This window comes from Flavobacterium lacustre (genome assembly GCF_027474525.2).
Taxonomy (GTDB): Bacteria; Bacteroidota; Bacteroidia; order Flavobacteriales; family Flavobacteriaceae; genus Flavobacterium; species Flavobacterium lacustre.
The window spans coordinates 2,188,223-2,212,446 of sequence record NZ_CP114882.2 but is presented as its reverse complement, the minus strand read 5'-3'; the positions used below and the strand labels follow the sequence as shown (position 1 = coordinate 2,212,446).

22 protein-coding genes are annotated in these 24,224 nt (G+C 36.6%); 19 read left to right on the top strand and 3 right to left on the bottom strand.

Going from position 1 to position 24,224, the window contains the following annotated elements:
- Window positions 1-84: 84 nt before the first annotated feature.
- Window positions 85-2,493 carry an alpha-ketoacid dehydrogenase subunit alpha/beta gene (locus tag O6P34_RS09625; protein ID WP_269684296.1) on the top strand — a complete coding sequence of 803 codons (2,409 nt, stop codon included), beginning with the start codon at window positions 85-87 and terminating at the stop codon, window positions 2,491-2,493.
- 72 nt (window positions 2,494-2,565) lie between these two features.
- Here the strand turns inward: O6P34_RS09625 and ytxJ are convergent, their stop codons facing one another.
- Window positions 2,566-2,955: a bacillithiol system redox-active protein YtxJ gene (gene ytxJ, locus O6P34_RS09620; RefSeq protein ID WP_269684295.1), complete on the bottom strand. Its 390-nt coding sequence runs from the start codon at window positions 2,953-2,955 to the stop codon at window positions 2,566-2,568.
- A gap of 147 nt (window positions 2,956-3,102) precedes the next feature.
- Here ytxJ and clpB point away from each other — a divergent pair, with 147 nt between their 5' ends.
- From clpB to O6P34_RS09565, 11 genes are all read left to right on the top strand, one after another.
- The gene (clpB, locus tag O6P34_RS09615; RefSeq protein WP_269684294.1) at window positions 3,103-5,709 is read left to right on the top strand and encodes an ATP-dependent chaperone ClpB; all 2,607 of its coding nucleotides are present in this window, start codon (window positions 3,103-3,105) and stop codon (window positions 5,707-5,709) included.
- A gap of 284 nt (window positions 5,710-5,993) precedes the next feature.
- The gene (locus O6P34_RS09610; protein WP_269684293.1) at window positions 5,994-7,394 is read left to right on the top strand and encodes an anthranilate synthase component I family protein; all 1,401 of its coding nucleotides are present in this window, start codon (window positions 5,994-5,996) and stop codon (window positions 7,392-7,394) included.
- 35 nt (window positions 7,395-7,429) lie between these two features.
- Complete coding sequence (locus O6P34_RS09605; protein WP_269684292.1) at window positions 7,430-7,996, top strand: anthranilate synthase component II; 567 nt, start codon at window positions 7,430-7,432, stop codon at window positions 7,994-7,996.
- A 45-nt stretch (window positions 7,997-8,041) separates the two neighbouring features.
- Window positions 8,042-9,034, top strand: a complete 993-nt coding sequence (trpD, locus tag O6P34_RS09600) for an anthranilate phosphoribosyltransferase (protein WP_269684291.1) — start codon at window positions 8,042-8,044, stop codon at window positions 9,032-9,034.
- A 53-nt stretch (window positions 9,035-9,087) separates the two neighbouring features.
- Window positions 9,088-9,867 carry an indole-3-glycerol phosphate synthase TrpC gene (trpC, locus tag O6P34_RS09595; RefSeq protein WP_269684290.1) on the top strand — a complete coding sequence of 260 codons (780 nt, stop codon included), beginning with the start codon at window positions 9,088-9,090 and terminating at the stop codon, window positions 9,865-9,867.
- A gap of 2 nt (window positions 9,868-9,869) precedes the next feature.
- The gene (locus O6P34_RS09590; RefSeq protein WP_269684289.1) at window positions 9,870-10,493 is read left to right on the top strand and encodes a phosphoribosylanthranilate isomerase; all 624 of its coding nucleotides are present in this window, start codon (window positions 9,870-9,872) and stop codon (window positions 10,491-10,493) included.
- A gap of 49 nt (window positions 10,494-10,542) precedes the next feature.
- Window positions 10,543-11,724: a tryptophan synthase subunit beta gene (trpB, locus tag O6P34_RS09585; RefSeq protein ID WP_269684288.1), complete on the top strand. Its 1,182-nt coding sequence runs from the start codon at window positions 10,543-10,545 to the stop codon at window positions 11,722-11,724.
- Between the two features lie 168 nt (window positions 11,725-11,892).
- Window positions 11,893-12,213: a gamma-glutamylcyclotransferase family protein gene (locus O6P34_RS09580; RefSeq protein WP_269684287.1), complete on the top strand. Its 321-nt coding sequence runs from the start codon at window positions 11,893-11,895 to the stop codon at window positions 12,211-12,213.
- Between the two features lie 51 nt (window positions 12,214-12,264).
- Window positions 12,265-13,026, top strand: a complete 762-nt coding sequence (gene trpA / locus O6P34_RS09575) for a tryptophan synthase subunit alpha (protein ID WP_269684286.1) — start codon at window positions 12,265-12,267, stop codon at window positions 13,024-13,026.
- 179 nt (window positions 13,027-13,205) lie between these two features.
- The gene (locus tag O6P34_RS09570; protein WP_269684285.1) at window positions 13,206-13,838 is read left to right on the top strand and encodes a porin family protein; all 633 of its coding nucleotides are present in this window, start codon (window positions 13,206-13,208) and stop codon (window positions 13,836-13,838) included.
- A 130-nt stretch (window positions 13,839-13,968) separates the two neighbouring features.
- Window positions 13,969-14,517: a GNAT family N-acetyltransferase gene (locus O6P34_RS09565; RefSeq protein ID WP_269684284.1), complete on the top strand. Its 549-nt coding sequence runs from the start codon at window positions 13,969-13,971 to the stop codon at window positions 14,515-14,517.
- 57 nt (window positions 14,518-14,574) lie between these two features.
- Here the strand turns inward: O6P34_RS09565 and O6P34_RS09560 are convergent, their stop codons facing one another.
- The gene (locus tag O6P34_RS09560) at window positions 14,575-15,132 is read right to left on the bottom strand and encodes a DUF4494 domain-containing protein (protein ID WP_269684283.1); all 558 of its coding nucleotides are present in this window, start codon (window positions 15,130-15,132) and stop codon (window positions 14,575-14,577) included.
- Window positions 15,133-15,359: 227 nt separating this feature from the next.
- Between O6P34_RS09560 and O6P34_RS09555 the strand changes: the two genes are divergently transcribed.
- From O6P34_RS09555 to O6P34_RS09535, 5 genes are all read left to right on the top strand, one after another.
- Entirely contained in the window at window positions 15,360-15,812 is a 453-nt protein-coding gene (locus O6P34_RS09555; RefSeq protein WP_269684282.1) for a GNAT family N-acetyltransferase, read from the top strand.
- Window positions 15,813-16,034: 222 nt separating this feature from the next.
- Entirely contained in the window at window positions 16,035-16,661 is a 627-nt protein-coding gene (locus O6P34_RS09550) for a TetR/AcrR family transcriptional regulator (RefSeq protein ID WP_269684281.1), read from the top strand.
- Window positions 16,651-17,982 (top strand): TolC family protein, encoded by a 1,332-nt coding sequence (locus O6P34_RS09545; RefSeq protein WP_269684280.1) that lies wholly within the window; start codon window positions 16,651-16,653, stop codon window positions 17,980-17,982. Before O6P34_RS09550 ends, O6P34_RS09545 begins: the two co-directional genes overlap by 11 nt.
- An 11-nt stretch (window positions 17,983-17,993) precedes the next feature.
- Window positions 17,994-19,073, top strand: coding sequence for an HlyD family secretion protein (locus O6P34_RS09540; RefSeq protein ID WP_269684279.1), 1,080 nt, complete (start codon window positions 17,994-17,996; stop codon window positions 19,071-19,073).
- Window position 19,074: 1 nt separating this feature from the next.
- Complete coding sequence (locus O6P34_RS09535; protein ID WP_269684278.1) at window positions 19,075-20,655, top strand: MDR family MFS transporter; 1,581 nt, start codon at window positions 19,075-19,077, stop codon at window positions 20,653-20,655.
- Window positions 20,656-20,723: 68 nt separating this feature from the next.
- Here the strand turns inward: O6P34_RS09535 and yaaA are convergent, their stop codons facing one another.
- Window positions 20,724-21,482 carry a peroxide stress protein YaaA gene (gene yaaA, locus O6P34_RS09530; protein WP_269684277.1) on the bottom strand — a complete coding sequence of 253 codons (759 nt, stop codon included), beginning with the start codon at window positions 21,480-21,482 and terminating at the stop codon, window positions 20,724-20,726.
- Between the two features lie 178 nt (window positions 21,483-21,660).
- On the opposite strand from yaaA, the gene O6P34_RS09525 reads away from it, so the two are divergent.
- Both O6P34_RS09525 and O6P34_RS09520 read left to right on the top strand, forming a co-directional pair.
- Entirely contained in the window at window positions 21,661-22,929 is a 1,269-nt protein-coding gene (locus O6P34_RS09525) for an MFS transporter (protein WP_269684276.1), read from the top strand.
- A 23-nt stretch (window positions 22,930-22,952) separates the two neighbouring features.
- Window positions 22,953-24,206 carry an ATP-binding cassette domain-containing protein gene (locus O6P34_RS09520; RefSeq protein ID WP_269684275.1) on the top strand — a complete coding sequence of 418 codons (1,254 nt, stop codon included), beginning with the start codon at window positions 22,953-22,955 and terminating at the stop codon, window positions 24,204-24,206.
- Window positions 24,207-24,224 lie beyond the last annotated feature (18 nt).

The following is a 24,224-nucleotide window of genomic DNA, read 5'->3' as shown; positions in this document are numbered from 1 at the left end:
ATAATAAAATTGTATTTTCTGCAATCAATTATGAAAATAGCGAGTTTTTAAGTAAATTTGCCCCAATAAGTGATCCTTTCAATTATGATAAAAGAAAAAACCAATTCCGCATTGACATTTGAAGATTTCAAAACCGAAGTCTTAAAAGACTACAAAATTGCCATAACCAGCAGAGAATGTAGCCTGTTAGGACGAAAGGAAGTATTAACAGGGAAAGCAAAATTTGGTATTTTTGGTGATGGAAAGGAGGTTCCACAACTGGCAATGGCAAAATCATTTAAAAATGGTGATTTCCGTTCTGGATATTATCGAGATCAAACTTTTATGATGGCTATTGGCCAATTGACTGTTCAACAATTTTTTGCCGGATTATATGGTCATACCGATATTAAGCAAGAACCTATGTCGGCAGGAAGACAAATGGGAGGTCATTTTGTAACACACAGTTTAAATGATGACGGAACTTGGAAAAATTTGACCAAACAAAAAAATTCAAGTGCCGATATTTCTCCAACAGCTGCGCAAATGCCCCGTTTATTAGGACTTGCACAAGCTTCAAAAATTTACAGACAGGTTTCAGGAATAACAAATGCTTCCAATTTTTCTATCGGAGGAAATGAAATTGCTTGGGGAACCATAGGAAATGCAAGCACTTCTGAAGGCGTTTTCTTCGAAACTATAAATGCAGCAGGCGTTTTACAAGTGCCATTGGTGATGAGTGTTTGGGACGATGAATACGGAATTTCTGTTCATGCCAAACACCAAACAACTAAGGAAAGTATCTCTGAAATCTTGAAAGGATATCAAAGAGAAGAAGGAACTAACGGATTCGAAATTTTAACCGTAAAAGGCTGGGATTATGTAGACTTAGTGGCTACTTATGAAAAAGCAGCGACAATTGCCCGCGAGAATCACATTCCTGTTTTAATTCATGTAAACCAGTTAACGCAACCACAAGGACACTCTAGTTCCGGTTCACACGAAAGATATAAAAATGCATCCCGACTGGCTTGGGAAAAAGAGTTTGATTGTGTTCGTCAAATGAAATTATGGATGATTGCCATTAATATTGCTTCGCCTGAAGAGCTCGAAGAAATCGATTTGGCAACCAAAAAAGAAGTCCTTGAAAGCAAAAAAGAAGCTTGGAAAGCCTTTATTGAGCCTATAATTGAAGAACAAAAAGAACTGGTTGCACTCTTGGAGAACATTGCTCTTTCCAGTAAAAATAAAGATAAAATTCTACAGTATTCTGCTAATTTAGATCGAATTAAAGACCCTTTAAAAAAGGAAATATTAGTTACAGCTCGAAAATCTTTACGCCTGTTAATCAATGAAGAAGGTCAAAATGAATTAGCACAATGGATAACAAAATACACCGATAAAACGCAACAAAAGTTTAGTCGTCATTTGTTTTCAGAATCGGAATCAAATGTTTTATCGTCTAAAAAAGTGCTTCCGGAATACAACGAGAACACCAAGGAAGAAATTGATGGCCGAATGATTTTGCGAGATAACTTCGACGCTATTTTTACCAAATATCCTGAAACATTAGTTTTCGGAGAAGATGCGGGAAACATTGGTGATGTGAATCAAGGTTTAGAAGGCATGCAGGAAAAATACGGAGAACTTCGTGTTGCCGATGTTGGTATTCGAGAAGCAACTATCCTTGGACAAGGAATAGGAATGGCTTTAAGAGGTCTTCGCCCAATTGCCGAAATTCAATATTTAGATTATTTATTGTATGCCATTCAAATCATGAGTGACGATTTGGCTACTTTACAATACAGAACCGTTGGTAAACAAAAAGCACCTCTTATTATTCGTACTCGTGGGCATCGATTAGAAGGTATTTGGCATTCTGGTTCCCCAATGGGAATGATCATTAATGCCATAAGAGGAATTCATGTTTTGGTTCCAAGAAATATGACTCAAGCGGCCGGATTTTACAATACACTGTTAGAATGTGACGAACCCGCACTTGTAATTGAATGTCTTAATGGCTATCGATTGAAAGAAAGAATGCCGTTAAATTATGGCGAATTCAAGACGCCGATTGGTGAAATTGAAACCCTAAAAGAAGGTACAGATATTACATTAGTTTCCTATGGATCTACTTTGAGATTAGTACAACAAGCAGCCAAAGAGTTATTAGAGATCGGTATAGACTGTGAAATTATTGATGTACAATCCTTACTCCCGTTTGACATTCATCACGATATTGTAAAAAGTATTATAAAAACCAATCGATTATTGATTATTGACGAAGATGTTCCAGGTGGTGCTTCAGCTTATATTTTACAACAAATTATTGAGCAACAAGACGCCTATTCGTATCTGGATAGTAAACCGCAAACACTTACTGCAAAAGCCCACCGACCAGCTTACGGAACCGATGGAGATTATTTTTCTAAGCCATCTGCCGAAGATATTTTCGAAAAAGTCTATGCGATGATGAATGAAGTTAATCCAGCTAAATTTCCTAATTTATATTAGCCTGAAAATTTTATAAATAAAAAAAGGATGTCAAAACGGCATCCTTTTTTATTTCCTGAAAAATTACTTTTTTTATATTTTTGATTTTAATTCCTGAGCATCAATATCACTGTGCGAAGCATTATAAACTGACTTTCCTTCCTTTATTAATACCAACTGAGGCGATTGATGCACCACTTGAAATCGAGTGGCAATTTCGTTTGAAACATCTCGATAAGCTATCAAATCCAGAAAATAGGTTTCAACGGAATCTGCGCTATTAAATTCATTTTCAAATTGTTTTAAGGCCATTCTGCTCACACTGCAACGGGTGCTATGTTTGAAAATAGCGACCGGTTTTTCATTCGATAATTCAATAATTTCATTCAACTGACCTAAATCGGTTAATGGAATCCAGTTAATGTTATTTTTTGAATTATCCGGCGTTTTCGAATTGCCAAAAACGGAATTAAATAGGCTCATTTTGTCTTATTTTAGTTTAATCTTTACTTCTTAAAACCCTATTATACAGACATTTTGTCGTAACTTTAAGGTATGGAATATCAATTGATGGTTGGTATGCAAAGTTAGTTATTTAATCAGAAATAATAATCTTAAAACACTGTAATCATGAACATCAATAAATTTACAATTAAATCACAGGAAGCGATTCAGCTTTCACAACAACTGGCCCAAGGTTTTGGTCAGCAACAAATAGAAAACGAACATATTTTCAAAGCTATTTTTGAAGTTGATGAAAATGTTGCCCCTTTTATTTTGAAAAAACTGAATGTAAATGTGCCGCTGTTTGAACAAATTTTAGACAGCACTATTCAAAGTTTTCCAAAAGTTTCCGGCGGAGAAATCATGTTGTCCCGAATTGCGAATACAACATTGAACGAAGCCGAAATTATAGCCAAAAAAATGAACGATGAATTCGTTTCTATTGAACATCTAATTCTGGCCATTTTTGCTTCAAAAAGTAAAGTAGCACAAATATTAAAAGATCAAGGCGTTACCGAAAAAGGATTGAAAGCTGCTATTGACGAATTGCGAAAAGGAGAAAGAGTAACTTCTGCATCTGCCGAAGAAACCTATAATTCTTTGAACAAATATGCCAAAAATCTTAATGAACTGGCCAGAACAGGAAAACTCGATCCTGTAATTGGTCGTGATGAAGAGATTCGAAGAGTTTTGCAAATTCTAACCCGAAGAACCAAAAATAATCCAATGCTTGTGGGAGAACCCGGCGTAGGTAAAACTGCCATTGCCGAAGGTTTAGCGCATCGTATCGTAGATGGTGACGTTCCAGAAAACCTGAAGGATAAAATTGTTTATTCCTTAGATATGGGTGCCTTAATTGCGGGAGCTAAATACAAAGGAGAATTTGAAGAGCGCTTGAAATCTGTCGTAAAAGAAGTGACTTCTGCCGAAGGCGATATTGTTTTATTTATTGATGAAATTCACACTTTGGTTGGTGCAGGAGGTGGCGAAGGCGCTATGGATGCGGCAAACATCTTGAAACCGGCTTTGGCTCGTGGTGAATTGCGTGCTATTGGAGCAACAACTTTAGACGAATACCAAAAATATTTTGAAAAAGACAAAGCACTCGAAAGACGTTTTCAAAAAATAATGGTGGAAGAACCAGATACCGAAAGTGCCATTTCTATCCTTCGTGGAATCAAGGAAAAATACGAAACACATCATAAAGTTCAAATCAAAGACGAGGCTATTATTGCTGCAGTTGAGTTGTCCCAGCGTTACATCACCAATCGTTTTCTTCCGGATAAAGCAATTGATTTAATGGATGAAGCTGCTTCGAAATTGCGCATGGAAATCAATTCAAAACCAGAAGAATTAGATGTTTTGGATCGAAAAATCATGCAACTGGAAATTGAAATTGAAGCCATTAAAAGAGAGAAAGACGAAAGCAAGCTCAAAATTTTAGGAATGGATTTGGCCAACCTCAAAGAAGACCGAAACGAGATTTATGCCAAATGGAAATCAGAGAAAGATGTTGTCGATAGTATTCAAGCGGTAAAAACAGAAATTGAAGACTTCAAATACGAAGCAGAACGTGCAGAACGTGAAGGAGATTACGGAAAAGTAGCCGAAATTCGTTACGGTAAAATAAAAGAATCACAAGAACGATTAGCCGTTTTATTAAAACAATTGCAAGAAAATCAATCTGGAACTTCTTTGATAAAAGAAGAAGTTACCCGTGAAGATATTGCCGAAGTAGTAGCCAAATGGACCGGAATTCCTGTGGTGAAAATGCTTCAGGGCGAAAGAGAAAAACTACTTCGACTCGAAGATGAATTGCATCACAGGGTTGTTGGCCAAGAAGAAGCGATTGAAGCCGTGAGCGACGCCGTTCGCAGAAGCCGTGCCGGTTTACAAGACATGAAAAAACCGGTGGGAACCTTCCTTTTCCTTGGAACTACCGGTGTTGGAAAAACCGAATTGGCCAAAGCATTAGCCGAATACTTATTCGACGATGAAAATGCCATGACGCGTATTGACATGAGTGAATACCAGGAACGCCACAGTGTAAGCCGATTGGTTGGTGCGCCTCCGGGATATGTAGGTTATGACGAAGGTGGACAACTGACCGAAGCCGTTCGTAGAAAACCATATTCTGTTATTTTATTGGATGAAATTGAAAAAGCGCATCCGGATACTTTTAATATTTTATTGCAAGTACTTGACGAAGGACGATTGACAGATAACAAAGGACGTTTGGCTGATTTCAAAAACACAATTATCATCATGACCTCGAATATGGGAAGCCAGATTATTCAAGATAAATTTGAGAATTTAAAAGGAGGTCTTGAAGCCGCTACCGAAGCTGCTAAAGTAGAAGTGCTAAGTTTATTAAAACAAACCGTACGTCCGGAATTCATTAACCGTATTGATGAAATTGTAATGTTTACGCCATTGACCAACGCAAATATTAGTCAAATTGTAGGTTTACAATTAAAAAGCGTTACCAAAATGCTAGCCCAACAAGGCATAACAATGGATGCAACACCGGAAGCAATTGCTTATTTATCTGAAAAAGGATACGATCCACAATTTGGTGCAAGGCCAGTAAAAAGGGTAATACAAAGAGATGTTTTAAACAAATTGTCTAAAGAAATTTTGGCAGGACATATCAAAACCGACAGTATTATTCTTTTGGATGCTTTTGATGGCGAATTAGTATTCCGAAATCAAAACGAATTGGTTGCTAAATAAAACCACTGATTCAACTCTGTAATTTAACAAAAAAACGAAAAAAATATATTTTTTTTCGTTTTTTTGTATTTGAATAATCGAATATCCTTTATATATTTGTTGCAACAAAAATCATTATGAAATCAATAACAAACAATACTTGGTGGTGGAACAATTTACGTCAGTCGTCGTGAACAAAGCTCCTATAGTATTAGTAAACTATAAATATAAAAGGCTTGTCATCACGACAGGCCTTTTTTTTGTTTTAAATTAAAATTAGTACACAACATTTAAATACATATCCATTGAAATCTTTTACACTAAATACAAAATACAAGCAAATACTTGCCGACACCATTACTCCGGTAAGTGTATATTTAAAAATTCGCGACAAATTCCCGAATAGCTTATTATTAGAAAGTAGTGACTATCATGGGAATGACAATAGTTTCTCTTACATCTGTTGCAATCCGATTGCTTCAATAAAAATAGAGAACGAAATCATCTCAAAAACATTTCCTGATGGAAGTTCTGAAAACATTGCCATTGATGCCAATACCAATATCCCGGAAGTAATTCAGGAGTTTTCAGGGCAATTCAAATCAGAGAAAAATGATTTCAAATTCATAAATAATGGTTTGTTTGGCTATATTTCATACGATGCGGTTCGTTATTTTGAAAAAGTAAGCATTGCCAAAAAAGAAAATAGCAATACAATTCCGGACGTGTATTATGCCGTGTACCAAAACATTATTGCCATTAATCATTTCAAAAATGAAGCATATATTTTTTGCCACAGCTTAGACGGGAAAAATAATATTGCCGAAATTGAACAACTATTACAATCCCGAAACATTGCTTCGTATAAATTCACTAAAGATGGAGAAGGTTTTTCGAATTTGACAGACGATGAGTTCAAGCACAATGTGGCTTTGGCCAAAAAGCATTGTTTTAGAGGAGATGTATTCCAATTGGTATTATCCCGAAGATTTACACAAGGTTTTAAAGGTGATGAATTCAATGTGTATCGCGCTTTAAGAAGCATTAATCCTTCCCCTTATTTGTTCTTTTTTGACTACGGCGATTTCAAAATATTTGGTTCTTCGCCAGAAGCACAGATTATTGTAAAAGACCGTAAAGCCGAAATTCATCCTATTGCAGGTACTTTCAAAAGAACGGGTGATGATGAAAAAGATGCTATTCTTGCCAAAGAATTGGCCATCGATAAAAAAGAAAATAGTGAACATGTCATGTTGGTCGATTTAGCCCGAAACGATTTAAGCCGAAACGGTCACAATGTGAATGTAGAAAAATACAGAGAAGTACAATTCTTCTCTCATGTCATTCACTTGGTTTCAAAAGTGACAGGACATTTGCACGAAAAAGCAACAACCATGCAAGTGGTAGCCGACACATTTCCAGCAGGAACTTTGAGCGGCGCGCCAAAACACAGAGCAATGCAACTGATTGAAGATTATGAAAAAACAAATCGTAATTTTTATGGAGGCGCCATTGGTTTTATGGATTTTGAAGGGAACTTTAATCACGCCATCATGATTCGTACGTTCCTAAGTAAAAACCATCAATTGCATTCTCAGGCAGGAGCCGGAATTGTTGCCAGCTCAGATGAAGAAAGTGAAATGCAGGAAGTATACAATAAATTAAGAGCGTTGAATGCCGCTTTAGATTTAGCCGAAACCATTTAGAAAAAGACGAAAGAGACAAGACGAAAGATAAAAACATGAAAAAAATACTAGTCATAGACAATTACGATAGTTTCACTTATAATTTAGTGCATTATCTGGAAGATTTAGATTGCGAAGTAACGGTGTACCGAAACGATGAATTTGATATTGATGAAATTGCAATTTTCGATAAAATATTGCTTTCTCCTGGACCTGGAATTCCGGATGAAGCAGGATTATTAAAAGAAGTGATTCAAAAATATGGTCCTACAAAAAGTATCTTTGGTGTTTGTTTAGGACAACAAGCCATTGGAGAAGTGTACGGAGGAACGCTTTCTAACTTAGATAAAGTGTATCACGGCGTGGCTACAAATGTAAAAACGGTCGTTGATGATGAACTTTTATTTGAAGGATTAGGGAATGAATTTGAAGTGGGACGCTACCATTCCTGGGTAGTTGACGCTAATTTGCCGGAGGTTCTTGAAGCAACTTCATTAGACGAAAATGGTCAAATCATGTCCTTACGTCACAAAACGTTCGATGTTCGTGGAGTACAATTTCATCCGGAAAGTGTGTTGACACCTAACGGAAAAAAGATTTTAGAAAACTGGGTTAAAAATTAATCCGATTATCAAAAGACTTTATAACATTTAAGAATACTTTTTTCAATGAAAAATATATTAAACAGACTTATCAATCACGAAATGCTTTCGAAAGCAGAAGCCAAAAACGTTTTGGTTAATATCTCCAACGGAAGTTACAACACGAGTCAAATTGCCGCTTTTCTGACCGTTTATATGATGCGAAGCGTTAGTATTGATGAATTGGCTGGTTTTAGAGAAGCGTTATTAGAATTGTGTATTCACGTGGATTTATCTGCGTATAACACGATTGATTTGTGTGGTACAGGTGGTGATGGAAAAGACACTTTTAACATTTCGACCTTGGCTTCTTTTGTGGCAGCCGGAGCAGGAATCAAAGTGGCCAAGCACGGGAATTACGGAGTTTCTTCTATTTCAGGTTCTAGTAACGTGATGGAAAAAATGGGAATCAAGTTCAGTAATGATGCTGATTTTCTGGAAAAATGTATCGACCAAGCGGGAATTTGTGTTTTACACGCTCCTCTTTTCCACCCTGCCATGAAAAATGTTGGGCCAATCCGAAAAGAACTAGCCGTAAAAACCTTTTTCAATATGTTGGGACCAATGGTAAATCCATCGTTTCCACAAAATCAATTAGTCGGTGTTTTTAATTTAGAATTGGCCAGAATGTATGCTTATTTGTATCAAAACACCCATACTAATTTCACCATTTTACATTCATTAGATGGTTATGATGAAGTTTCGTTGACTTGTCCAACTAAAATCATCACCCCTGCTATGGAAGGAATGTTGAAACCTGAAGATTTTGGAGTTCGGCTTTTGCTGCAAAGCGAAATCGAAGGCGGAACAACCATCGAAGCATCTGCACAAATGTTTACCGATATTATTTCCGGAAAAGGAACCGAAGCTCAAAACAACGTAGTTTGTGCAAATGCTGCCATGGCAATTGCAACAGTAACAAAATGTTCTCCTTTAGAAGGATTTCAAATAGCGAAAGAAAGTTTATTATCCGGAAAAGGACTTGTAGCTTTGAACAAATTAAAAGAGTTAAGCAAATAAAAATAGTGGGGAATTTAAAGTTATTTAAATTTTTCAATCTTTAAATTAAAAAAATGAACATTCTAGATAGCATTATAATTGACAAAAGAAGAGAAGTTATTCTGAAGAAATCCATTATTCCGATTTCGCAATTGGAAGCATCCGTTTTCTTTGGAAAAAAAATTATTTCTTTGAGTCAGAATCTAAGAAACAGCACATCAGGAATTATCGCCGAACACAAACGCCGTTCGCCATCCAAAGCGGAAATTAATTATAGTTTTACCGTTGAAGAAGTAACAAAAGGTTATGAAAATGCTGGTGCTTGCGGTATTTCGGTATTGACAGACGGTAAGTATTTTGGTGGTTCTTTAGACGATTTGCTTTTGGCAAGAGCCACAGTAAATATTCCACTTTTGAGAAAAGAATTTATTGTTGATGAATACCAAATTTTAGAAGCCAAAGCGCATGGAGCCGATTTAATTTTGCTGATTGCCGCAGTTTTAACTCGAGACGAAATCAAATCCTTATCTGAATTTGCCAAAAGTTTAGGACTGGAAGTTTTATTAGAAGTTCACAATCAAGAAGAATTAGAAAAATCAATTATGCCAACATTAGACATGATTGGTGTCAACAACAGAAACCTAAAAACTTTTGAAGTAAGCTTGGATTTCAGTAAACAATTAGCAGACCAAATTCCAAACGAATTCGTAAAAGTTTCCGAAAGCGGTATTTCGTCTGTGGAAGCCATTAATGAATTAAAACCTTTTGGTTACAAAGGATTTTTGATTGGAGAAAACTTTATGAAAACCGATAATGCAGGTAAAGCAGCAACCGAATTTATATCAAAATTATAAAAATGAAACTCAAAATCTGTGGCATGAAATATCCCGATAATATACTCGAAGTAGGTTCGCTCCTACCCGATTATATGGGGTTTATATTTTGGGAGAAATCGGCTCGGTATTTTGATGGAACAATGCCTGATTTACCAAAATCAATCAAAAAAGTAGGCGTTTTTGTCAATGAAAGCACCGATATAATTTTGGCGAAAGCCCAAAAATATGATTTACAAGCCATTCAATTACACGGACAGGAATCGGTTGCATTTTGTTCCGATTTAAAAAGCAAAATACACGCTTCAATAGAATTCATCAAAGTATTTTCGGTAGCTGATGACTTCGATTTTGAAGTTTTAAAACCATTTGAAACCGTTTGTGATTATTTCCTTTTTGACACTAAAGGAAAATTACCGGGAGGTAACGGAACCACTTTCGACTGGAAAGTATTAGAGAACTATCCTTCTGTAAAACCGTTCTTCCTGAGTGGCGGAATCGGATTAGAGGAAATCAAATCAATACAAGAAATTTCAAAAACTAATCTGCCAATATATGCTATTGATATAAATAGTAAATTTGAAATTGAATCAGGATTAAAAAACATCGAATTATTAAAGTTAATGGTTGAACGTTTTGAGTTGTAGCATAAATCAACAACCCAAAACCTGAAACCCAGAATCAAAAACCTAAAAAATGAGTTACAACGTCAACGAAAAAGGCTATTACGGAGAATTTGGAGGAGCCTACATTCCTGAAATGTTATATCCAAACGTAGAAGAATTACGCCAACAATATCTAAAAATTACTGCTGAACCAGAATTTCAGGCAGAGTTTGATGATTTGCTAAAAGATTATGTAGGGCGCCCTACTCCGCTGTATTTTGCCACTCGATTATCTGAAAAATACAATACTAAAATCTACCTCAAAAGAGAAGATTTATGCCATACCGGAGCACATAAAGTAAACAATACGATTGGACAGATTTTATTAGCCAAACGTTTGGGTAAAAAACGAATCATTGCCGAAACCGGTGCTGGACAACACGGCGTGGCTACGGCTACCGTTTGTGCTTTGATGGGACTGGAATGTATTGTGTATATGGGCGAAATTGACATTAAACGTCAAGCGCCAAACGTGGCTCGTATGAAAATGTTAGGTGCCGAAGTTCGTCCTGCGATGTCGGGTTCACGAACGCTGAAAGACGCTACAAACGAAGCCATTCGAGACTGGATCAACAATCCCGTTGATACGTATTACATCATTGGTTCTGTAGTAGGACCGCATCCTTATCCTGATATGGTGGCGCGTTTTCAAAGTGTTATTTCTAAGGAAATAAAAGCCCAATTATTAGAAAAAGAAGGCCGTGAAAATCCTGATTATGTGATTGCCTGCGTAGGTGGCGGAAGCAATGCTGCCGGGGCTTATTATCACTTTTTGGACGAAAAAGACGTCAACATCATTGCCGTAGAAGCAGCCGGTTTAGGCGTAGATTCAGGCGAAAGTGCCGCAACTTCTGCCCTTGGTAAAATTGGTGTGATTCACGGTAGTAAAACCTTGTTGATGCAATCTACAGATGGTCAAATCACCGAACCGTATTCTATTTCGGCAGGTTTAGATTATCCTGGAGTTGGCCCGATGCACGCTAATTTATTTGCCACAGGAAGAGCACAATTCATTTCAATAACCGATGAAAAAGCTATGAATTGGGGATTGCAACTTTCAAAAATGGAAGGAATTATTCCGGCAATCGAAAGTGCGCACGCCTTTGCTGTTCTGGACGAAATGAAATTCAAACCAGAGGATATCGTGGTCTTGAATCTTTCCGGTCGCGGCGACAAAGATTTGAATACTTATATTGATTATTTCAAATTGTAGTTCGGTTTATCCTGAATTTTTCAGGGCGTTACCACAAGGGTCGGGCTGTACGCTCTATCTTTTTTGCCCCGAAAAAACGGGACAAAAAAGGATGCTGCTTCCATCCCTAACGCGCAATGCTAAACGAAACGATTTGAATTTAAAATAACTTTTTCAAAACAAAAAAACATGGAACAATTATTTGCTTACGGTACCCTAAAAGACAAAGACATTCAAGAAACTATTTTTGGCCGAATACTCAAAGGAACTCCCGAAACATTAGTTGGTTATGTTATCAATGAAATTCATATCGAAGAAGAATTTGGATTTGCACAGTATCCAATCATTACGCCAACCCATAATCCGGAAGACACCATCAGCGGAATACTGTATGAACTAACCGAAATACAACTGCAACAAGCCGATACTTATGAAGGATTACATTACAAACGCATTCAAGTGGAATTGCAATCCAATCAAACGGCTTGGGTATATACCGCGACCACCTAAATTAGTACAAACTCAAAAAACAGAGGCTCAATCTGATAAAAACAGACAACAATGAATCGCATAAATCAAAAATTACAAGAAACCAAAAAGATCCTTTCCATCTATTTCTCTGCAGGCTATCCCAACTTGAATGACACGGTACAAATCATTCAGGATTTAGAAAAAAGCGGTGTGGACATGATTGAAATCGGATTACCGTTCAGCGACCCTTTGGCCGATGGACCAACCATTCAAGCAAGTTCTACTCAAGCATTGCATAACGGAATGACGACTCAAGTGTTGTTTGACCAACTAAAAGAAATTCGTAAAACGGTATCAATTCCGTTAGTAATCATGGGCTATTTCAACCCAATGTTACAATACGGAATAGAGAATTTCTGTAAAAAATGTGCCGAAATTGGCATCGACGGATTAATCATTCCTGATCTTCCGGTTGATGTATATGCCGATGAATTTAAAGCGACTTTTGAGCAATACGGATTGAAAAATATATTCTTAATCACACCACAAACATCTGACGCGCGCATTCATTTTATAGACAGCGTATCCGATGGATTCATTTATATGGTAAGTTCCGCCAGTGTTACGGGTTCACAATCTGGTTTTGGCAGCGTTCAGGAAGAGTATTTCAAACGCATTGCCGCAATGAACTTGAAAAATCCACAAGTAATAGGCTTTGGAATCAACAATGCAGAAACCTTCAATCAAGCCACTCAATTTGCTAAAGGAGCAATTATTGGTAGCGCATTCATTACACATTTAACCGAAAATGGTACTGGAAAAATTGAAGAATTTGTAAAAGCAATTCGATAAGAAAATATTTCTATGTAAATAGTAAACGGCGTTAAATTCACTTTAAACGTCGTTTTTTTATGGTTTAATCAATTTTAAATCTAGTTATTTATAAGATTATTTTTATATATTTGATATGAAATCAAAAAAATTTGATAACCTTTATCTCCAATTTTATAGTTTAAATTAATTAAAAAAAGATGAAAAAATATATTTTTACAGCGGTAATAGTTTTTTTATTTGCCTCAGCAAATGCACAAAAAGTCAAATTTGGTGCAAAAGCAGGGTTCAATCTAGCAAATTTAACAGGAGATTTTGCCGATAGTTCCACTATAACTGGTTTTAATGCAGGTATTTTTGCCGAGATAAAAATTACTGATAAATTTGCAATCCAACCTGAATTATTGTTTTCTACACAAGGAAACAAAATTAAAATACCTGTGTATGATAATTCTTCAGTAATAGTTTATTATTATGATGGTAAAAAGAACTTAACTTATTTAAATTTACCCGTAATAGCTAAATATTATATTATAGATAAACTGAGCATTGAGGCTGGACCACAAATAGGTTTGCTATTAGGCGCAAAAGTAAAATATAGTTCAGACAGAGCATTACCAACATTATATACATCTAAATCAGAATATGATATAAAAAATGATCTTAAATCAATTGATTTTGGTTTAAGTTTCGGAGCTAATTACGATGTATCAAAAAATTTATATTTGAATTTTCGTTACAATCTTGGTTTAGCTAATATCAATAATGAACCAATGAGTAGTTTGAATATCAAAAATAAAATATTTTCATTATCATTAGGATATAAATATTAATATCCAACTCCCTACTCCGCAAAGTGTTCTTCTAAAATAAATACATCCTACAATGTAAATTATTCAAAATTCAAAGTTTGTTTTGTACTTTTAAAGCACATTCATTGACTAAAAAACTCAAACTTCAATAATGAATTATCACTTTAGAAAAGCAGAACTATCTGAAATAGCTCCGATATGGGAAATTTTACAACAAGCTATACAACGCAGAAAAGAAGACGGTAGTCAGCAATGGCAAGACGGCTACCCAAATCCTGAAGTAGTACAAAAAGATATTGAAAAAGGAGAAGGATTTGTTTTGCTTGAAGGAGAAACTATCATTGGTTACAGTGCGTTACTCATCAATGACGAACCTGCTTATGAGAACATTCAAGGAAATTGGCTGACGAATGATGATTTTGTTGTCATGCACCGCGTAGCCATTTCTGAAAAGTATTTAGGCAAAGGATTGGCGAAATTGATGCTGAAAAAAATAGAAGATTTTGCGTTAAGCAACAACATTTACAGTGTAAAAGCGGACACTAATTTTGACAATATCCCCATGATGAAAATTTTTGAAAACTTAGGTTATAGCTATTGTGGTGAAGTATATTTTAGAGGAAGCCCCAGAAAAGCATTCGAAAAAGTTTTAATTAAAGAAAACTGGTTAAAATTGAAAAACCGTAAACTCGCAAATTAGTAAGCATTGAATGCTTGTTATAATTTGCAAATTTGCGGTTAGTTTTTTTAAGTTGTCTTAAACTACAACTTCTTCTTCTGGAGCCGTCTCAAATTCCATACGATCCACAATTTCGGCAGCTACTTCGGGTTTCGAAGCTTTGAGTGCATTAAACCTTTCCAGTTGTTCCAGTTCGCCCTCTTCCCCACTGAAATAAGGAAAAACATCCAAAATAGGAGATTCCGAAATTGCAGGAATCGTGTAATCGCCCATTGTTCCTTTCATAGCGCTGATGGTATTATCAAAAGCTTCTTTTACATCATTCGCCTGTACTAATAAATACATGTTGGTTTTGCGCTCTTTGCCACTTTCTTCGTCATACGCCAGCAACGAAACTTTGGAACGAAACCAACGATCTGCATTTTCAAAAGGATGAATTTCGGCATAATTCGCCACTTTTATATTCATGATTTTAAATTCTTCACTGATATAAGCCGACATCTCTTCATTAATCCTGCGCTCTGCTTCCGTAAAGGATAAAGCGTCTACCAAGTACGGTTCCGTCGTAACTTTTTGTCCTCCAGTTTCATCTATTTTTCTGTATTTTACTTTGCATTCATACCAAATTGTGCTCATGTCTTTTTTTTTAAGGATGTCAAAGATAGATTTTAGAACCAAAAAAAATCAGCAATCCCAAAATAGATATCCACAATTTCGGACTATATTTTCAGCCCTCTTTGTGATGCCAATTCATCTAAATGAAAACTTCATAAAAGCCGTCTGACTATCTGCACTTTAATTTTTCACAATTCAAAATAAGGTCTTAAATTCGTTGTTTTTCTAAACTAAATATTTTTCTGCAAATGGCAATTTTCAAAAGAACAAATTCCGAAGATCCTGATTTTAAAAATCTGGTAGTTTTATTAGACCGTCATTTAGCCTTTTTGGATGGTGATGACCATGAATTCTATGCCCAATTTGACACGCTCGATAACATCAAAAACGTAGTGGTTTGCTACCAGGAAGATGTGGCAGTGGGTTGCGGCGCATTCAAGGAATACGATGCTGATACTGTTGAAATCAAACGCATGTTTGTACATCCTGATTTTCGCGGAAAAGGAACTGCCAGTGCGGTTTTACATGCTTTAGAGCAATGGGCAACCGAATTAAATTATAACGCCTTTATACTTGAAACCGGGAAAAATAATCCGGATGCTATTGCACTTTATCATAAATCTGGTTTTGCCATAATTCCCAATTATGACCAATATGAAAATGTAGTAACCAGTGTTTGTATGAAAAAATCCATTCGATAAGTGAATCCCAATTCTGAAGAATAAATTTGAATTCCCATACAAGCGAAAGAATAAATTTTCAGTTCAAAAAACACGAAATCTCAGCCTTATCAGCCTTTTTATCTGTTTTCATACAACAAAAATGTCTTTTTTATTTTTGTTAAAATTATGTTAAACAAAAACTAAACAAGTGTTTAAATTAAACAAGTGTTTAATTTTGTACTCAATTCAAATAAAAATCCATTGAAAACCACTTTTACAGATAAACAAATTCAGATTCTCGAAGTAGCCGAGTTGCTTTTTGCCGAGAAAGGATTTGATGGAACTTCCATACGAAACATTGCAAAAGAGGCAAAAATAAATATTGCCATGGTTTCTTATTATTTTGGTTCAAAAGAACGTTTATTAGAATCTTTAATTTTCTACCGGACTTCCGATCTTAAAAATCAATTAGAAAACTTATTACACGAAGATCTCGAACCCATCGAAAAAATAAACAAGCTGATTGAATTGTATATTAACCGGATCAACAGCAACCGTGGAATTTACAGAATTTTACATTTTGAGTTTACGGCTAAAAAAAGAGATCAAAATCTGCTGGCGTTTTCCGAATTAAAAAAAGGAAATTTAAAATCATTAGAAGCCATTATTCAGGAAGGACAAAACAAAGGTGTTTTCAGGAAAGATGTTATTATTCCGCTGATTACTCCAACTATTTTGGGTACGTTTTTTCACTTTCACATGAACAAACCTTTCTTTGAAAATTTATTGAATTTAAAAACAGAAGATTTATACAACAACTACGTAAAAACCAATTTGACAAAGCATATCCAACAAACAATAAAAGCCCTTCTGATCTATGAAAATTAATCAATTAATGCTCTTTGGGATTTTCTTTATCGGGATTTCAACTTTAGAAGCACAAGAAAAAACCAGTTTAACGCTGGATGAAGCCATTCATTTGGCTTGGGAAAAAAGTAATGAAGTTTCGTTAGCGAATACCAAGGTTAGTTCTAAAAAGTACGAATTACAATCCGCAAAGAACAACCAATACCCTGATTTCAAAATCTCCGGTCAATACCAGCGGTTAGCAAATGCATCGGTGAATCTGAAAATCAATCAAAACAGCAGTTCTTCCGCTGAACCGATGCCTGCTGTAGATCAATTAATGATTGGTCAGGTAAACGCAACTCTTCCTGTTTTTTCTGGTTTTAAAATACAAAACGGCATTCGAATTTCCGAAAATCTTTACCAGGCAGAAACCGCTACAGCTACTCAAACCAAAGAGGAAGTAGCCATGAAAGTGATTAATTATTACGCCGGTCTTTACAAAGCGCAAAAAACGATTGAACTTTTAAAAGAGAATCAAAAAACAGCCAAACAACGGGCTTACGATTTTAGCGAGTTAGAAAAAAACGGGGTTATTCCAAGAAATGATTTATTGAAATCACAATTACAGGTTTCAAAAATCCAATTGTCAATTGACGAAGCAAATAACAATCTGAATATTGTCAATTTTCATTTGGTCACCCTGCTAAAATTACCGGTGGAAACCAAATTAGAAGTTCGGGAAAGTGATTTCAACAATTTTCAAATGACTAATGTCCCTGAAAATGACCAACCGGCAATGGAAAATCGTAAAGATTTACAAGCCATTAAGTTTCAGGAAAAAGCAAGTTTAGCCAATGTAAAAATGGCCAGAGGTGCTTATTATCCCGCAATTGCACTTATTGGAGGCTACACTTCATTAGACCTGAAAAATGTGGTTACGGTACAAAATGCAATGAATTTTGGCGTAGGCGTTTCTTATGATTTAAGTGCGATTCTAAAAAACGGAGCACTTGTAAAACTAGCCGAAAGCAGAGCACTTGAAGTACAAAACTCCGAAGCTTTACTAACAGATTACATCAAGGTTCAGGTCCAAAAAGCAATAGAAGACTACGATTTAGCCCTGAAACAAAATGAAGTATACAGCCAAGCCGTAGAGCAATCTTCGGAAAATTACAGAATTGTAAATGACAAATATGAAAACGGTCTTTCGGATACCAATGATTTACTCGAAGCCGATTTAGACCAATTGAGTTCAAAAATCAATAAAGCATTAGCAAGAGCGAATATCATTCAAAAATATTATGAGTTACTATCTGTAACCGGACAACTATCCCAAACCTTCAACCTTTCAAAAATATAACCAGCCCAAAAATGGAAAAGAAAAAAACAAATACCAAATTCATACTAATCCTAACGGTTTTGATTGTGTTAGGAGGAACTTACGGAACTTACAAATATGTACACTCTTTGTCCCACGAAGGAACAGATGATGCGCAAATTGAGAAAAAAATGAACCCAATTATCCCGCGTGTTTCAGGATATGTGGATAAAGTGTACATCAAAGACAATGATTTTGTAAAGAAAGGCGATACTTTATTTACAATTGACAAAAGAGATTATGTCTTGAAAATAGAAGAAGCTGCAGCTGCTGTAATTGGAGCCGAAGGAAATTTTGAAGTTTCTAAAGCAGATATCGGTAGCGCACTTGCTAATATTGCGGTTTCTGATGCCAACATGAAATCTGCTGGAGGAAATATCGAATCAGCCAAAATCAGATTGGGTCGTATTACCAGTGATTACAACAGATACAATAACTTGTACAAAAATCATTCGATTACAAAACAACAATACGAACAAGCTTTGGCTGCAAAACAAGAAGCAGAAAATCAAGTACGCATTTTGCAACAGCAAGAAAGAGCTACCAGTTTTCAAAAATCAGTGATTGAAGCCAAGTCAAAAGCTTCTGACAAACAAACAGAAGTGGCTGCTGCCAATATCAAAAAGTCAAAAGCCATGCTTGATGCGGCAAAATTAAATTTAAGCTATACTGTTATCACGGCCGCTATTGACGGTCAGGTTTCTAAAATAGACATTCAACCGGGACAATTAGTACAACCAGGACAATCGTTGTTTTATATCATTAACAATAAAGAAGCTTGGGTTGTGGCTAATTTCAAAGAAACGCAATTAAACAAAATGGTTATTGGGCAAAAAGTAACCATCAAAGTAGATGCCTATCCTGATTATGATTTTGAAGGGGCAATTACCTCATTTTCTCCGGCTACAGGATCTAGATTTTCATTACTTCCTCCTGATAATGCTACCGGAAATTTTGTAAAAACCATTCAAAGATTACCGGTAAAAATAAGTTTGAATGCCTCAAACGATCCAGAAAAAATTAAATTATTACGTCCGGGAATGAATGTTGATGTTGACGTACATTTAAACTAAAATGACACAATCAGAAGACGATTTAGTAGAATACGGCTACCGACGGGTTTTAATCACGATAACGGCAGTGCTTTGTGCATTGCTCGAAATCGTTGATACGACCATTGTCAATGTAGCGTTAACCAATATGAGAGGAAGCCTGGGTGCAACATTAAATGATGTGGCTTGGGTGATTACCGCTTATGCTATCGCCAATGTTATTGTAATCCCAATGACAAGCTGGCTGTCCCAACAATTTGGAAGACGAAATTATTTTGTAGCTTCTATTATTATTTTTACCACAGCTTCTTTTTTATGTGGAAATGCTACCAATATTTGGGAACTCATCGCCTTCCGATTCATACAAGGTTTAGGTGGTGGAGCGTTATTGGTAACCGCACAAACCATCATTACCGAGAGTTATCCCGTTGCAAAACGAGGTATGGCGCAAGCCATTTACGGAATGGGGGTTATCGTGGGACCTACATTAGGACCACCTTTGGGCGGATATTTGGTAGATAATTTCTCGTGGCCTTATATTTTTTACATCAATATTCCTCTTGGAATTATAGCTACTATCCTGGCGATTTCTTTTGTAAGAAGTCCGCAATATGGAGCGAAACTAAAAGCAAATCAAGTCGATTGGTTGGGGATTTTCCTTCTTACGGCCTTCATCGGTTCGCTGCAATTTGTCTTAGAACACGGACAGCAAGACGATTGGTTCAATAATACCACTATTGTTGTTTTGAGCGTTGTCTCTGTTTTTGGCCTGATACTATTCATTTGGAGAGAGTTAACATACCAACATCCCATCGTAAATTTGAGCGTTTTAAAAGACGGAAACCTGCGAATTGGAGTCCTAATGTGTTTTATTTTAGGATTCGGACTCTATGGTTCTACTTTAATCATCCCCATTTACACCCAGTCTATTCTGGGATGGACCGCAACTGATGCCGGTTTATTATTGATTCCGGGTTCTATCACTACCGCTTTTATGATGCCTATTATTGGTAAAATGATTCAGCGTGGAGTGCCGCAAGGATACATGGTTGGCGTTGGTTTTTTAATATTCTTTTTCTTCACCTTGATGATGTACGACAGAATGACGCCAAACACGGGTGTAGAACATTTATTTTGGCCATTAATCTTGAGAGGAATCGGTTTAGGATTGCTTTTCGTACCCATCACAACCTTGTCACTTTCTACCTTAAAAGGAAAAAATATTGGCGAAGGAGCCGCTTTTACCGGAATGATGCGACAATTGGGAGGTTCATTTGGTATTGCAATTATTACCACATTCATCACCCGATTTACTCAAAAGCATCGAATTGATTTAATTTCGAATTTAGACGCAAGCAAATTCGAAGTACAACAACGTGTTGCTATGCTTCAAAAAGGATTTATGTCTAAAGGATTTAGCAGCAACGAAGCCTTAAAGAAAGCCTATCAAGTCATCGATTATTCGGTACTGAAACAAAGCACGGTTTTATCATATATGGATATTTTCCTCTATCTGGGGATTATGTTTTTATGTTGCATTCCTATTATTTTATTAATCAAAAAAGGGAAAAACAAAGTCAATCCGGCAGACGCCATGCATTAACATAAAAAAAGCCGATTTCAATTGAAATCGGCTTTTCTTTTATAAATAACTAATGCTGTTTAACGATTCTATCTCGTAAAAACCAAATGATTTCCTTCGGATAAATTAGCATCAAACTGATACCCGTCATAATTAAATCCTTTCAAATCGTCTATGGTTTGCGCATTCGTATCAATAATATAACGAACCATCATACCTCTCGCCTTCTTGGCAAAAAAACTGATGATTTTCAGTTTCCCGTCTTTATAATCTTTAAATTCCGGAGTGATTACAGGAACATGTAACGCTTTCACATCAATGGCCGAAAAATATTCGGTACTGGCCAAATTAACGAACAATTCATCCTTTTCCAGTTCTTTATTCAAGGCTTTGGTAACCGTTGGCTTCCAAAATTCATATAAGTTTTTGCTTTCGCCAATAGGCAGTTTAGTCCCCATTTCTAATCGGTAGGCCTGAATTAAATCCAATGGTTTCAACAAACCGTACAAACCGGATAAAATTCTCAGACGATCTTGTAAAACATCTAATTTCTTTGTTGGAATCGAATAGGCATCCAACCCAATGTAAACATCACCGTCAAAAGTATAAATAGCAGGACGCGCATTAGCAGTCGTAAAAGGAGTTTTCCAAGCCTGATTGCGTTGCCAATTCAAATTGGATAAAGCATCCGAAATGTGCATTAATTCCCCTAATTCGTTAGGTGTTTTTTGTTTTAAAACTTTATGGACTTGTCTGGATTCTTTCAAAAAAGAAGCTTCGGTGTATAAAGAAGTGGGTAGGTCTTTTTCAAAATTCAATGATTTGGCTGGCGAAATAACGATTTTCATAGATAATCCTAATTGCTGGGGGCGGTTATTAATTAGTTTCAAAAGTACAAATTGAAATGAATTAATAAGTTACCAATAAATTAAATTATTAAATAACGGAATAGATAATTCAAATCGCATCTCGTTTATTTGTGTATTTTTGAAATCCAAAGAAAAATAAAAAACCAAAAACAACCCGATGAAAGATAGCATTTCTACAGCAACTCCCCAAAATACTAAAATCCTTAATGCTGCCGTAATCGTAGCGGCACTGGGATATTTTGTCGACATTTATGATTTACTGCTTTTTGGAATCGTCCGTACCGATAGTCTCATGGATTTAGGAATTACAGGCGATGCCATCCGCAATCAAGGCGAATACCTCATCAGTATGCAAATGTTCGGAATGCTTTTTGGAGGAATCCTTTGGGGCATTTTAGGCGACAAAAAAGGACGTATTTCTGTTTTGTTTGGCTCTATCCTGCTTTATTCGGTCGCCAATATTGCAAACGGAATGGTAACCACCGTCGATGCCTACGCGTTTTGGAGATTAATTGCAGGAATAGGACTTGCAGGAGAACTGGGCGCAGGAATCACACTCGTTACCGAAAGTCTGCCCAAAGAAAAACGAGGCTACGGAACCATGATTGTAGCCACAGTAGGTGTTTCGGGAGCTGTAGTCGCTTACTTAGTGTACCAGATTTTTCAGGACTGGCGCTTGTGCTACTATGCCGGTGGCGTTCTGGGAATCCTTTTATTGTTTTTACGAATCAGTATTTCCGAGTCCGGAATGTTCAAAAAAGTACAGCAAAGCCAAGAAAAGAAAGGTGACTTTCTCTCTTTGTTCACCCATAAAAAACGCTTCTTCAAATACCTGCAATGCATTCTTATCGGAATTCCCATTTGGTTTTTGGTCGGGGTACTCATTACTTTTTCACCGGAGTTTGCCAAAGTTTTAGGCGTACAAGGATTTGAAACCATTGCTGCCGGAAAAGCAATTGCCTTCTGTTACACGGGATTGGTTTTTGGAGATATCGCCAGTGGTTTACTAAGCCAATGGTGCAAAAGCCGAAAAAAAATCATGTACGGCTTCTTGGTTTTCAACTGCATTATGATTTTTGTTTTCCTGAATGCTTTTGGTATTTCTGCAACAACATTTTACATACTCTGCGCCATCATGGGCTTCTCTGTGGGATATTGGGTGCTGTTTGTAACCATCGCTGCCGAGCAGTTTGGCACTAATATTCGGGCAACCGTAACCACAACCGTCCCTAATTTTGTTCGGGGCGCACTACCGCTGATTATCCTTATCTACAGTTTTTTCAGAGACCGTATGTTCAACGGGGACATCCTTCTGGCGGGAATGATAGTAGGACTGCTGCTGTTCATCATTGCCGCAATCGCCCTTTGGAAATTGAAAGAAACCTTTCATACCGATTTAAATTATTCTGAAAACACAAACCTATAAATGCTAATATCATTTTCATCAAAATGAAAAAAAACACCCACTGGGACATTCTTTTGTCAAATCAAGTGCATAAAAATGCCTTTATAGAAACCCTGCTTTCCGGAACTGCCACAGGGGAATTAAGCTATCTCAATTCCCGCAGAGGAATCCTTTTTTCTGATATTTCGATTCAGAAATTCATCGAAAAAGAAGACCAGTACGACATACTCGAAACCGCACCGGAATCCAACCGAAAACTGCGCACTTTTTCGTCGGGCGAACAAAAAAAAGTGTTTTTACAATACTGCCTCAAGCAAACTCCCGATTACATTATTTTCGACAATCCTTTCGATCATTTAGACCAAGCGTCACGGGTAGCCTTAGCACACTCTTTAGAACAATTGGCCCATACGGTCTGCATCATACAAGTAGTCAATCGTGTTGCCGATGTCCTTTCTTTTATCCCAAACAAAGCACGGATTACCGATAATTCTTTTGTACTTCACGAAATAGACGCAACACCAAACCAACCCAAAAACGAAATCCCCGTACAAATCCCAAAACCCCTCAAACCCTTTGATACACAGGAAAACATTCTGATTCAAATGAAAGAGGTTTCCGTGAGTTACGAAGACCGAAAAATTGTAGACCGCATTTCCTGGACTATCAAACAAGGGGAATTCTGGCAGCTCATTGGTCCTAACGGTTCCGGAAAAAGCACTTTATTATCCATGATTACGGGAGATAACCCCAAAGGCTACGGACAAGAATTATACCTTTTTGGAAAGAAAAAAGGAAGCGGCGAAAGCATCTGGGAACTCAAAAAACAAATAGGTATTTTCTCTACCGCCATGACCGATTTGTTCAAAAGAAACCAAACCGTAGAACAAATGATACTCTCCGGTTTCTTTGACTCCATCGGCTTATACATCGAACCAACCACCCTGCAAAAACAAATCGCTGCACAATGGTTGCAAGTCGTGGCCATGAGTCACCTAAAGAACAAACCCTTCAACAAACTCTCCATCGGGCAGCAAAGAGTCGTTTTAATCGTTCGCGCCATTCTCAAACACCCGCCTTTAGTCATTCTCGACGAACCCGTAGAAGGCTTAGACGATGAGAATGTGGCACTGGTCATTCAACTCATCACGATTTTAAAACAGGAAACAAACATGACCATCTTGTACGTTTCCCACCGCATAGAACCCACTCTCAAACCCACCGCCGTTTTTGAATTAATTCCAACAAAAACCGGTTCGATTGGCAAAATAAACCAAATACCAAACCACGTGCTCTGAATCGAATTTCGTATTTTT